Source organism: Neobacillus niacini (genome assembly GCF_046591715.1).
GTDB classification, from domain to species: domain Bacteria; phylum Bacillota; class Bacilli; order Bacillales; family Cytobacillaceae; genus Neobacillus; species Neobacillus niacini_L.
The window spans coordinates 1,060,724-1,073,462 of sequence record NZ_JAWVNQ010000001.1 but is presented as its reverse complement, the minus strand read 5'-3'; the positions used below and the strand labels follow the sequence as shown (position 1 = coordinate 1,073,462).

12 protein-coding genes and 1 riboswitch are annotated in these 12,739 nt (G+C 37.9%); of the genes, 4 read left to right on the top strand and 8 right to left on the bottom strand.

Going from position 1 to position 12,739, the window contains the following annotated elements; all coding sequences use genetic code 11:
• Nucleotides 1-47 precede the first annotated feature (47 nt).
• Together SFC47_RS05205 and SFC47_RS05200 are read right to left on the bottom strand one after the other, a co-directional pair.
• Nucleotides 48-905 carry a gamma-glutamylcyclotransferase family protein gene (locus tag SFC47_RS05205; RefSeq protein ID WP_411253175.1) on the bottom strand — a complete coding sequence of 286 codons (858 nt, stop codon included), beginning with the start codon at nucleotides 903-905 and terminating at the stop codon, nucleotides 48-50.
• Nucleotides 906-1,213: 308 nt separating this feature from the next.
• The gene (locus SFC47_RS05200; protein ID WP_411253174.1) at nucleotides 1,214-2,584 is read right to left on the bottom strand and encodes an MATE family efflux transporter; all 1,371 of its coding nucleotides are present in this window, start codon (nucleotides 2,582-2,584) and stop codon (nucleotides 1,214-1,216) included.
• A gap of 202 nt (nucleotides 2,585-2,786) precedes the next feature.
• Here SFC47_RS05200 and SFC47_RS05195 point away from each other — a divergent pair, with 202 nt between their 5' ends.
• Nucleotides 2,787-4,001, top strand: coding sequence for an MFS transporter (locus tag SFC47_RS05195; protein WP_411253173.1), 1,215 nt, complete (start codon nucleotides 2,787-2,789; stop codon nucleotides 3,999-4,001).
• 71 nt (nucleotides 4,002-4,072) lie between these two features.
• Nucleotides 4,073-4,276, top strand: a complete 204-nt coding sequence (locus SFC47_RS05190) for a hypothetical protein (RefSeq protein ID WP_411253172.1) — start codon at nucleotides 4,073-4,075, stop codon at nucleotides 4,274-4,276.
• 52 nt (nucleotides 4,277-4,328) lie between these two features.
• Here SFC47_RS05190 and SFC47_RS05185 read toward each other — a convergent pair whose 3' ends face one another.
• Entirely contained in the window at nucleotides 4,329-5,150 is an 822-nt protein-coding gene (locus tag SFC47_RS05185; protein ID WP_411253171.1) for a histidinol-phosphatase, read from the bottom strand.
• 262 nt (nucleotides 5,151-5,412) lie between these two features.
• Here SFC47_RS05185 and SFC47_RS05180 point away from each other — a divergent pair, with 262 nt between their 5' ends.
• Nucleotides 5,413-5,850 (top strand): hypothetical protein, encoded by a 438-nt coding sequence (locus tag SFC47_RS05180; protein ID WP_411253170.1) that lies wholly within the window; start codon nucleotides 5,413-5,415, stop codon nucleotides 5,848-5,850.
• A 30-nt stretch (nucleotides 5,851-5,880) separates the two neighbouring features.
• Here the strand turns inward: SFC47_RS05180 and SFC47_RS05175 are convergent, their stop codons facing one another.
• Nucleotides 5,881-7,707 carry an APC family permease gene (locus SFC47_RS05175; protein WP_411253169.1) on the bottom strand — a complete coding sequence of 609 codons (1,827 nt, stop codon included), beginning with the start codon at nucleotides 7,705-7,707 and terminating at the stop codon, nucleotides 5,881-5,883.
• Nucleotides 7,708-7,827: 120 nt separating this feature from the next.
• Nucleotides 7,828-7,970, bottom strand: a riboswitch (cyclic di-AMP (ydaO/yuaA leader).
• Nucleotides 7,971-8,202: 232 nt separating this feature from the next.
• Here SFC47_RS05175 and SFC47_RS05170 point away from each other — a divergent pair.
• On the top strand, nucleotides 8,203-9,522 hold the full coding sequence (locus SFC47_RS05170; RefSeq protein ID WP_411253168.1) for a YheC/YheD family protein: 1,320 nt from the start codon (nucleotides 8,203-8,205) through the stop codon (nucleotides 9,520-9,522).
• Between the two features lie 26 nt (nucleotides 9,523-9,548).
• Here the strand turns inward: SFC47_RS05170 and SFC47_RS05165 are convergent, their stop codons facing one another.
• The 4 genes from SFC47_RS05165 to SFC47_RS05150 all read right to left on the bottom strand — a co-directional run bounded on the left by SFC47_RS05165 (nucleotide 9,549) and on the right by SFC47_RS05150 (nucleotide 12,652).
• Nucleotides 9,549-9,791, bottom strand: coding sequence for a glutaredoxin family protein (locus SFC47_RS05165; protein WP_411253167.1), 243 nt, complete (start codon nucleotides 9,789-9,791; stop codon nucleotides 9,549-9,551).
• Nucleotides 9,792-9,816: 25 nt separating this feature from the next.
• A complete protein-coding gene (locus SFC47_RS05160) occupies nucleotides 9,817-10,311 on the bottom strand; it encodes a metallophosphoesterase family protein (RefSeq protein ID WP_411253166.1) in 495 nt (164 codons plus the stop codon).
• A gap of 107 nt (nucleotides 10,312-10,418) precedes the next feature.
• Nucleotides 10,419-11,195, bottom strand: coding sequence for an alpha/beta fold hydrolase (locus tag SFC47_RS05155; RefSeq protein WP_411253165.1), 777 nt, complete (start codon nucleotides 11,193-11,195; stop codon nucleotides 10,419-10,421).
• Nucleotides 11,196-11,314: 119 nt separating this feature from the next.
• On the bottom strand, nucleotides 11,315-12,652 hold the full coding sequence (locus tag SFC47_RS05150; RefSeq protein ID WP_411253164.1) for a YjiH family protein: 1,338 nt from the start codon (nucleotides 12,650-12,652) through the stop codon (nucleotides 11,315-11,317).
• Nucleotides 12,653-12,739 lie beyond the last annotated feature (87 nt).

Below are 12,739 nucleotides of genomic sequence, written 5' to 3'. Positions count from 1 at the left end.
ATTTTGAAAAATAAATCTTACCATATTGATAGGATAATATTTATTTGTTACTTTTGTTTACATAATATTTTTATATGTTCCTTTAATTTTCCTAGATAGTCTTCACTTAAATATCCGGTACCGCCGCGAATAATTTCCTCAGAATAATGGGCCGGCGGCGCTGTTTCTGCTTCCTTATTAACCACAACAAACGTCAAAACATTTATAAATAAAGTACCATTTATTATGAGGTCCACAAAAGCAGGCCGGTACAAACGCGACCCTACCCCTTCTCTCCTATAAAGGTAGGAAACACACTCTGCAGGAATCTCATACACTTTTCCTTCAACAGTTCCACCTTCCTCTACAATGTCAGCACGACCGCCATCTTGCATTTTGACTGAATAGCGCATTGAATAGCCATGTAGAATCCCGGTGCCTGTCACCTTTTGAAAATAGTGATCAACCTTTGCCTTTTTAAAGCGTGCATCATCCATGCAGCTGCCATAAGCAAAATAAAGAATTCTTTCTTGTTTGTGGAGGATATGCTCCTTCCAATCGCCAGAGTGTATCAGAGTTTTTAACATTTGCAGATTGTGGTCTGCAATAATGTAAACATATGCTTGCGATTTCCCTCTGTTATAATAAATTACCTGTTTCTTACGATTATATAGATTATCGCTGCCATCTACACTGTAACCTTCCAACTCATCCAATCTCCGCAGCTGTTCCTCCGTAACAAGGTACAATTCACCGTAAACCACATCATTACTAGATTCTTGTAAAGCCGGATATCCATAACTTGTATCAAATAACTTCCCATTGGTCCAAGCCTGCTCAGCAACAAGCTCAGCTCCCTCCAACAAAAAATGATTCCGTTCATGCTTCCTCAACGTACCATAAACAAAAACAAAATGCTGCTCCATATTACACCCTGCCTCCTCTTTAGGTTTTGCTAATATAGTCATTATCCCATATCGACAATGACAACCATGTCATTTTTTTACCGGGGCACTATTTTTGCGGTGTTATTTTTGGGGTGTTATTTTTGGGGTGTTATCTTTTGGGGTGTTATTTTTTGGGGTGTTATTTTTTGGGGTGCCATTTTCACGGTGCCTGTCACCACTCGTGGACACTGTCCACCTCAGGCGGACAGCAGGACCAAAAAAGTACTCAAGCTCCAGGGCGTGAGTACTTTTTTGGTAGTTCTTGTGGTTTTATTTGTGCTGACTGATTATACGGCTTCTAATTTTTTGCTGTCTACGAATATTCGTTTTTGAATGTAGAGAAGTCTCCATGATAAGGCGATTCCTGCAGCCAATAGACCTGCAGTAAGTCCAAGCCAATATCCTGTTGCTCTTAGATTTGTAAAGTTCGCCAATCCATATCCCACTGGGAGACAAATCAGCCAGTAAGCAATTAATGTCATGATAAAGGCTAAGTTCACATCTTTATAGCCTCGTAACGCTGCCTGTGCTGTAACTTGAATAGCATCGCTGATTTGGAAAAACAGCGCAAAGATCAAAAAGTGGGCTGTTAAATTAATGACTTCTGCTTCATTTGAATAAAACTCTGCCACTTGATAGCGGAAAAGTACAACGAATATTCCTGTGAAAAGGGCAATTATAATAGCTAAATAAATGCCCAGCCAGCTATAGCTTTTAGCATCTTTATATCTGCCTGCTCCAACTTCATATCCCACTAAAACCGTCTGGGCCATTGAAATACTGATGGGAATCATATAGAGGAAAGAAACTATATTTAATGCAGATTGATAGGCTGCTATAGTTGTAACATTAAATTTACTTAATAGAATTGTTACCACTGCAAACATACTGGTTTCAAAAAACGTTGAGAGTCCCATTGGAACACCGATTTTTAATATTTCCTTACACTCTGCAAACGAGAATTCTTTCAGATTGTCGAAAATGCCAAAATGGATAAAAGGGTCCTTCTTTTTTACTATGAACACCGTCATTCCCGTTATCACCCAGTAGGTAATCGAGGTAGCGTAACCAGCACCAGCTCCGCCCAGTTCCGGGAATCCCCAATATCCAAAAATTAATACATAGTTTAAAAAGAAATTAATTGGTAAGGACAAAAGAAGAATATGCATCACAATTCGTGTTTTTCCCAATGCATAAATAAAAGACCTTAACACATTAAATATAAATAAAGGAAGAATTCCGTATGAAAGGCCAACTAGATAGTCAAAAGCTGTCTCATGGACCTCTATAGGAAGATTCATTTTATCCAAAAGAGGATCTAAAAAGAAGACTCCAAGTCCAATCACTATCACCACAATCATAAAAGAAAGATACAGTCCATGGCGAACAACACTAGCTACCTCTCCACTCCTCTTTTCCCCAAAGCGCTGGGCTGCTATCGGAGAAACAGCAAGCAAAATCCCGCTAATTCCTGTAAATACCGGATTCCAGATAGATGAACCTATGGCAACAGCCGCAAGGTCTGATGAGCTATACTTTCCTGACATAATTGTATTAAAAAACACCATCGAAAACATTCCGAGTTGTGTAATTAAGATTGGTATTAACATGACAAATATCTGTTTTGTCTTTTCCTTCAATGTAAATGTCTGATTCATATGGAAAACTCCTAGAAAAACTTAATGTAAAACCAAGGATTTATTATACTCGATTTAGACTTAAATTTCATAAAAAATATTAATTTTTGTTCACAAAACTGAAAAAAAATCACTGAAATTATTAAAAAGTTATATATAGATTTTCTAAATGGAGCTGTATAATATTATCGATAATGAATACTAGAGAAACTGGTGAAGAAATTTGCGCACATATAATGAAAAGATTAGTATTTATCACGGAATGGTATCCACCATTGCTATTAACCTAGCAGGGAACTTCTATCCTATCTTTGCAATCTCTATTCTCGGAGCTACCAATTACCAAGTTGGATTGATTAGCTCACTTCCCCCTTTAATTGCACTCCTGATGACTATTCCTGCTGCCATTCTGTTAAATCGTTTAGAGGCACAGAAAAAAACAGTAGCAATGGCAGTTTTATGGGCCCGCCTATTATTTTTACTGCTCATTGGAGTTGTTTATGTCTCCTCTCCTTACCAAGCATGGATATTCTTAATCATTATCGCACTCATGAATGTTCCCGCTACTATATCAAACATAGGCTGGCAGACATTCATTAGCGGTATGATTAAGGAAGAAAGAAGAGGTGCATTTTTTAGTGATCGTAACCGGCTGTTAACGATTGCCGGAATGATCTCCACACTCATCATTGGGATCATCATGAAAAATCATACAAGTAACGCAGCTGCCTATCAGTGGTTATTCTTTGCAGCCTTACTATTTGGGCTCTTAGAAGTGTACTTCTTAATGAAACATAAAGAGACACTTCAATCTGTTATTACTACGAAAAAATCGTCAATGAATTGGTCCATTTTTAAAGATCATGGTTACAGATGGTTCCTCATTGCGGCTCTCTGCTTTAATTTCACCTGGCAAATGTCTTGGGGCATATTCAATATCTATAGTGTTAGGATTGCGGAAGCTACCATCCTTTGGATCAGTATCTTTTCAGTCGGAAATCAATTGGTCCAAATTTTCACCTTCCCATTATGGAAAAAATGGGCAGAACAAAAATCAAATACGCTCATGCTTGTCTGGGCCGCCCTTGGGATGGGGCTTGTTCCTTTTTTAACCATTCTTTCTACAAATCTATATTATTTAACCTGTGTGAATGCCTTATCTGGCTTTTTTGTTTCCGGAGTTGTGCTGTTATTGTTCAATCTATTGTTAGAGCAATCCCCAGCAGAAACTCGAACGTATTGTATCACAACTTATAATGTACTCCTATCATTCATTGCATTCATAGCCCCTCAGGTTGGTATTTTTCTATTAGAAGGGCTAGGCATACAAACATCAATGGAGTTAAATTCGATTATGAGGATAGGCAGCGCCTTTGTATTTCTACTTATGTATTATCGCACTAGAAAATATAAGACAGCATTAATTGTAACTAACTAGGTATTTTTTCTAGTAAATTAGCATTTTCTGTATAACTCCCTTGATATACTAGTCATATGGAGGTGATTCAATTGTTCAATGAAAACCTGGCGGAATCAAAGTGGCCGCACAGTACCACCAACAACAACAAAAACACCGTACGAGTCAACAACTATTTCAACCTAAGTATTAACTTAGGAGATTCATTGAATTTACTAGCACTCATCGGCGGGATCTACCTAATCAGAACAATTTCCAAAAACAACAAACAAAAACACAAACACCAAAAAATGTAATGGAGACTTCGCCATTACATTTTTTGGTGCCTGTCACCATTTATGCACTTATTCATATATTGACTGCATATCTCTTTTTCGCTTTAAAGTAGACCCATTCTTTGAAGCCTATTTCTTTGAGTCGTGCTTGAACTTGTTCGAATTCGTCACCGACTCGGTGCGGGTCGTGGGCGTCGGAGCCGAAGGTGACTTTTACTCCGTGATGGAGTGCCATCTCGAGCATATCATCTGCTGGATACCACCCTCCCACGTATTTGGTTTTACCTGAGGTGTTGATCTCGATGGCAATATCACACTCTGCAATGACCTTTAAGGTGTGTTCAACTGCTGCCGTTTGAATGTTTGAAAAGTCAGGATAGTAGCCCTTCATTGCGTCAATATGCCCAAGTATCTGATACATTCCGCTCTTTGCAGATTGTTCAATTAAAGAATAGTACGATTCTTTTGTTCGTATTTGTTCTTTTCTACTTAGCCCATCCCAGCGGTTCTTATTAAAAATGCTTACCCCATCCACATGATGTACAGATCCTATTATATAATCAAATGGATATTGTTCAAAATACGGTCGATAATTCTCAACCTGATCAGGAAAAAAGTCCGCCTCAATCCCCAGCAAAACATCAATTCTATCAGCATACTCTTGTTGTAACTTTAAGACTTCTTCTACATATTCAGGAAATTGGCTAACTGCCATTGTTATATGCGGGTAAGGATGATCTTCTTTACTCGAGAAGTATGGTGTATGGTCAGATATCCCGATGATATTCAAACCTCTTTCTATACCGGCTTCCACATAATCCCGAATACCTCCCCTGGCATGCCCGCACCTGTCATGATGTGTATGTAAATCAAACTTTACCCTCGTATTACTCATTCCCCCATCACCTCCACCTGTTATTTTCCCACATTAAGGAACTTTCATTCTTTCCCTTCTCCGATAAGGTCCTTTTCTAATATGAAAATTGGATTGTTATGTTCATCTATGGCTGGATTAAGTTTTATACCTACTATAATGATTGAATCTTTCATAAAATTCCACCATAGGTACTAAATTTCCTTTTTATCCATCCCTTGTCCAATCCAAAAGACAAGCTTTTTCATATATATAATTATTCATTATTAATGTGAGGTGTTTTATGGAAAGTTGTGATTGTCGTGCAGCCATATCGGCAACTGCCGTACCAGTAGAAACCATAATTAATCGTTTTCCATCTAGCGGCACTATTACGGTATCTGCACGAATTTGTGATGTTAATTGTTCTGCCAAAAACAGTTATATTTCCATCCTTTATGGCGACCATCAGAATCAAAACAACAGCTTCGTTTTTAAATCTGTGGTTTCCGGACTCCCAACATGGGAACCGGTTTCAGGGGGCGGCATCGGAATGATTGTTTCCGCAGAAGGTGAAGTCTCTGGAGTCAACTTTACTGACAACGCTACTCTATCGAACATACATTTTCTCCATGAAACAATGATTGGAAATGCTATTTGTGCTATTTCATTAACCGCAAATGGGCGCACCTTCGAGGTTCCTGGATGTATCTTCTGTATTTCTGAAAACAATATAAATTGAGCAGCTTCCGAATCGAAGCTGCTCTTGCAGTTATTTTTTTAAATGATAAGGTACTGTTGTGATGATAACGTTCCTCTTATATAATAGGTATGCTTTTATTAATAAGCTTGATTGGTTGTGCAGGATGTTATGCCAGCCTTTTTTGGTTATGAATTGTGGAATGACAACGGTGACACGGTAGTTCGATTCACCCGCTTTATGCTGAGCGGTATCCACAAACTTTGTCAATGGCTGTATGATACTCCTATATTGTGAGTACAGGGTAACTAATCTTACATTAGGCTGCCACTTTTTCCATTTTTCTTCAAATTCCCTTTCATCCTCACGATCAAAGGATACATAGACAGCCAGAACTTGTTCTGCTCCCAGGGATTTTGCATAATTAAGCGAGTTTTCCACTACCTTCGTAATTCCAGCGACCGGAACAATGATTACGTTCCCTTCGATAGGTACTGCCGGCTTATCAACAGCGATTCTAAGTTGTTCACCCACCGCCGTGTAATGCTTTTTAATTGTGGTAAAGACGAAAACAATGGCAGGTAGAAACAGTAATACCGGCCAAACCTGTGCGAACTTAGTTAAAAAGAACATAATGGTTACAACAAAGCAAATGACTGAGCCCAATGTATTAATGAAAAGCTTCTTCCTCCATCCCTTTGGCTGTTCACGAAGCCATTTTAACATCATCCCCGTTTGGGATAACGTAAACGGAATAAAGACTCCAACGGCATAAAGTGGTATTAAGTGCTCCGTTTTCCCTTTAAAAAATATTATTAATAGAATAGAAGCTAAACCTAATGTGATAATCCCATTGGAATACCCTAACCGGTCCCCTCTGATCTTGAACATTCTGGGGATAAACTTGTCATTTGCCAGATTTACTGCAAGCAACGGAAAGGCAGTATACCCCGTGTTAGCTGCAAGAATTAAAATTAAAGCCGTTGTGCCTTGAATAAAGAAATACATAAAGTTTCGTCCGAAAGTTTGCTCCGCTATTTGCGAAACTACTGTTACTTTATCATTCGGGGTTATTCCATAGTAATAGGCTAACAGTACAATTCCAGAAAATAATAGTGCTAATAAACCTCCCATAGCTGCTAACGTTTTCGCAGCATTATTGGGGGCCGGATCTTTAAAATTGGGAATTGCATTCGATATGGCTTCTACCCCTGTCAAGGCTGAACTTCCTGATGCAAACGCCTTTAATAAAAGAAATAAGGATATCCCAGCAATAGGTGTCCCCACTGGAGTATGCCATTCTGCCGGCACCTGATGTGTCAGAACATTGTAGATTCCAGTACAGATTAAAATAAAAAGAGCAAGGACGAATAAATAGACAGGATACGCTAAAATAGATGCAGCCTCCGTCACACCTCTTAGGTTTAACGTTGTAATCAATAATACAAATATAATCGCAATCCCTACATTATGGTCATGCAATGCTGGAAAAGCTGAGGTTATTGCATCTGTTCCGGCAGATACACTTACAGCAACGGTTAAGATATAGTCCACCAAGAGTGCACCGCCTGATATCAGCCCATATTTCTCACCCAAATTCTCCTTTGAAACGACATATGCTCCTCCACCATGCGGGTAAGCGTAAATAATTTGTCGATAAGATAAAATTAAGGCTGCCAATAGAATTAAAACACCGAGTGCTATCGGTATGGAATACCAAAAGGCAGCAACACCGACTGTTATGAGCACTATCAGGATTTGTTCCGGACCATATGCGACTGATGATAACGCATCAGACGATAGCACCGCTAACGCTTTTGTTTTATTAAGCTTTTGTTCCCCTAACTCTGTTGACTTTAAAGGTCTGCCAATTAAGAATCTCTTGACTGAAGAAACCATGATTCCCACCACCAAGTATTTATAAGTTTGATAGCTATTACGGTAAAAAAACAAAAAAATGCCTACAAGTCAAAGTTAAATAGACCTGTAGACATTCTATACTTGTCTCACAAGCTCCACCTTCCTTCTCATTAACGCTTACGAGGTTAGCTGTCGGATTCGGGCCATTGAGTAGCCCTACCTTTTTAAAAGGATTCACCCCTTGGATATACATCCACTTAGAATGGGTCCCCCGCACCATTTGGTCTCAGCGATTTAGAAATATGAAACTGTGATTATCATACTCCTGTGTTTATCAAAAGTAAATTACTATTTTCACAAAAAGATAAAATTTTCAAAAATATTTAACCATTCCAGTAATCACTCCCTATTCGTATGTCAGAATAATATTGGTACACTTGTCCAAATTGTTAGAATCACTCCCATTTTTAAGACAAACTTGATGAAACGTACATATAATAACGTATCCGCTATTGATGGTTGGGAGGAATAAAAATGGATAATATTATTCTGCTATCAAGAAATACCTCTAACAGAGGAATATTGACTCTTCATCCCCAATTAGCAGAATCAATGGGAATTACGCAAATTACAGCTAGGAAAATCAGATTTGGAGCAAAAACCTATCAATCTATTGTAGACATTTCTGATAAGCTGCCATTGAATGGGGCAAGCCTGTCTGCAGATATTTTGGACAACCTGAACATACCCGAGCATTGCAGTCTTGAAATCAAGCAGAATGGCAACGAAATACAAATTGGACCATTTATTGGTTTGCTTGCTGGCTATTATCAAAGCTCAATTAAGAAGTATCTTGAACACCTTCGAGATTATGTCTTCCTTTATCATGAGATCAAAGGTGCCATCCTTGTCTTTTCTCTTGACCATGTTGATAAAATCAATCATACAGTGAAAGGATATCTTTATAATCCTAAGACAAAACAATGGGATGAGGGAACCTACCCGTACCCTGCCTCAATCTTTGTGATGACCTCATCTGTGAGTTCTGCATGGCTTCAACATTTCAAATCGATCATTGGCAATGCCGTTTTTAATGACTTTTTTCTCACTAGATTGAGCATTCACAAGAAATTAGCAAGTTCTGTCGGTGTAAAATGTTACCTGCCGGATACCAACCTATATGGTTCTCCCCAAGATTTGTACTACTTTTTAAAGAAGTTTCCTAATGTAACAGTTAAACCGCTAAACAACGCAAATCGGTCGGCAATAAGGGTGTACTTAAAGGACTCGAACACCCTTGTTATTTCTAATCTTAGGACCATGGAAACTAAGAGTTTTAAGTTTAATAATCGGGACCAAGCTTTCTCTATTTTTAAACAATATTTTAAAGATGGAGAATACTTGATTCAAGAATCGATTGATGTAACGGGCTATCGAACGATAACGATCCGCATCATAACCGTTAAAGATCAATCAGGACAGTGGAAGGCGATGGGATTGTTTACCCGCGGAGATCAATCTGGAGTGAATAAAGGTACATTAATGCCTTTGGTAAAATTCCAAAAAGCAATGATTGCAGATTTCTTACAGCAAAGTGATATGTATGCGTCCTTAACCTATCAGGAGTTAACTCATATTGCAATTGATACAGTAAAAGAAATTGAGAGTATGGGAGTCCATTTTGCAAATGCTGCCGTTGATATCATCGTTGGAGAATTAGGGGATATTTGGATTTCTGAAATCGATTATTTCAATCCCTCACACGAAATTGCCCTAGTCGCTGGCTACCCGAACCTATACTATGAAATATTGAAAACTAATATGCTTTACGCGAAAAAGCTAGCAGGTTTTTAAACAAAGCAAAAGAGCTAACGAAAAAATTAGCTCTTTTTTGCTGTTTCCATTATTTCCTTTAGTTCATTTGTAAAGCCCTTTACTGCTTTATTTCCTAACACCGTAACAGGAACACCTAAAAAGCCGTACTTCTCAACTTCAGTTTGATAATCAGGATTCATTGAAATATCCCTGATCTCAAAGGGTATACCTTCTTCAGCAAGAACTTTTTTGACCATTGTACACTCAATACAGTCATTTGTGGTATAAACGATAACTCCTTCGGCCATACTTTTCCCTCTCCCTTCAACTCTGTTAATCTTCATCAAAATAAATCAGCTCTGCAGCTATTTTATCACTTATATTAAGCACACCAAAAGAAAACATCTTCTGTCTTCTTTTGTCAGTTGGAGAACCTGGATTAAAGATTAATATTTCCCCTTCCAGTCTGTTCACTGGGATATGAGAATGCCCAAATATGATACAATCAACCTTTTCATCTTTAAAGACTTCTATCGCCCTTTTTTCGGTTGTTTTCCCATTCCCATGTCCATGTGTAATTCCAATTTTATAGCCATTTACTTCTACGATTTTTTTAAAAGGCAATAATTCTATTATATCTTGGCTATCCACATTCCCATAGACACCTTCGACTTTTGCATGCGACTGAAGTTCTCTGTAGACATCTATCGTTTGCCAGTCACCTGCATGGACAATTAAATCTGTATCCTTCAGTTCTTCTAATAATCTAGCTGGCAGCCCTTTTTTCTTCTTTGGTAAATGGGTATCTGAGATTACGACAATATTCACACAAATTCCTCTCTCTTTTCAAAAAATCACTCAGAAAATGTCTGTTTCTGCGCTTTCCCAAGAAATACAGAAAAATTTCCCGCATTTTATGAAATCGCTTACATTTCCTATTTCTCATTACACGATTGAACGAAATCTTGAATCAATTTGTTTAATTTTCCCGCTGCCTTTGTCGGGATCTGATGCTTTTCTTTTGAAAGAAATTTTACTTCATTACGTGGTAATTGGGTACTTAGCAGATTGGCATAGCGGTAAAATGATTTGTCTTTCTTCCCATAAACCAATAATATAGGAAGTTCAATATTTTGAAGCTGACTGGTACAATTATAATTCAAACTATATTGGTAATATTGCTGAATATTTCTTACATCACCTTTTACTGATTCATTGTATAATTTATAAAAAGTATCTTTTGAATCGGAATTACCCCATGTAATGGCATATGCTAGAAATGAAAACGTCCGGGGGATTGCAAGTTTAACGGCTAAAGAAATCCTGTTCCTCAGATAAAAATCACTCGCTTCTGACATCCCGCTTACTATTATACTTCCTAAGGCTAGTTCGGAATTAGTCAGCATAAATTCTAAGGCAATTGAAGCTCCTGTCGAATACCCGCACAGGAATGCTTTTTCAATACTTAAATGATCCAGTAAACGTTTAATGTCTTCAACAATAAATTCATAAGTAATCGGTTGATTTGAGTACTGACTTCTGCCATGTCCTCTTATATCAAAAGTAATCACTTTAAAATTCTGAGAAAGTCCTTCCATTTGATAAGTAAAATTTTCACTAGTAAGTAAAGGGGGATGGATAAAAACGATGGGCATTCCATTTCCCTTTACTTGATAATATAGACTGACACCTTTTTCATCGAGATATGGCACTTTATTTGGACACCTCAACAATAATTATAAATTCACTACCATAAAAATATTTCCTTTTTTTATTATGCATCTAATCATAATAAAAAAACTGTTCCTCCAAAGGAACAGTCCAATTTATATTAGAGAATTAAGAAAGCTATTGGTGCAGTAATGAGAATGGTGAGCACTACTCTTTCGAACCAAATGATGACTAGTTTTCCAATCGTAAGCGGAATTTCTGTTGATAAAATACATGGCACTACTGCAGAGAAAAAAATGATGGATGAAACCGAAACAACTGCAATAACGAATTTAGTAACTATGGCTGCTTTGGTAACTAATAGAGCAGGCAAGAACATTTCTGCAATTGATACAGCGCTTGCTTTTGCGGCCAGCATCGGTTCTGGTAATTGAACAAGTGCTGTAAAAGGATAGAAAAGATATCCCAGCCAATCAAATACAGGGGTATACTCAGCCAATATAAGTCCTAATAACCCAACTGACATAATTGATGGCAAGATTCCCATTGTCATAATAAAGCCATCTTTAAGGTTTGCCCATATATTTGCACCCAAGCTTGGTGATTGGTTGGCGGTACTCATCGCTTCTTTCCATGCTGTTCTAACACGGTCTTTCTTGATAATTACCTCTTCATCACCCTCCATATCCTGATAATAGGAGTCACTCATTTTATTAAGCGGCCAGATTCTGACCGTAATGGCCGTTACGATGAATGTTACTACAAAGGTAACCCAAAAATAGGCGTTCCATACCTCCATAAGATTCAGTGTCTTGGCAACAACGATCATAAAGGTTGCCGAAACAGTTGAAAAACCTGTTGCAATAATCGCTGCTTCTTTTATTGAATATTTCCCTTCTTTAAACACACGGTTAGTTATTAAGAGTCCAATGGAATAGCTCCCTACAAAGGATGCCACCGCATCGATTGCTGACCTTCCCGGTGTTTTCCAAATCGGCCTCATGACCGGCTGCATGAATATTCCGATAAATTCAAGCAAACCATAGCCTACTAAAAGAGCAAGAAAAACGGAACCTATTGGAACTAATAAACCAACAGAAATCACGAGTTTGTTAAAAAGGAATGGTGCCATATCAGGATCAAAAAACCATTTCGGACCAATATTAAACACAAGCATTGCAGCCGCAGCAAGTCCAAATATTTTCAGAATCGAAAAGACAGTGGTTACAGCATCCTTATTCCAGGATTTTGTCACAAAAGGATATAATGCCCCCAATAATATAACCAGTAAAGCATAATAAGGTAAGACACTTGGGACTGCAAGCTGAATATAAGAAACAAAATGATCCAGCATAATGGAGGACTTTCCATTCAAAGTAACCGGAATAAAAAAGAAAAAAATACCAATAGCACTAAAAATAAAAAACTTCATTACATTCAATAAATTACTATTCTGCAATTCAGGCTGCTTAACTTGCTGCAACGGTCGATTTTCCATACCCAATCCTCCTTGTTCAATTAATTCCTGCATACAGTATCACCACCAGCCAACTGTCCACCCAGGGCGGACAATTGTATTTTAGTG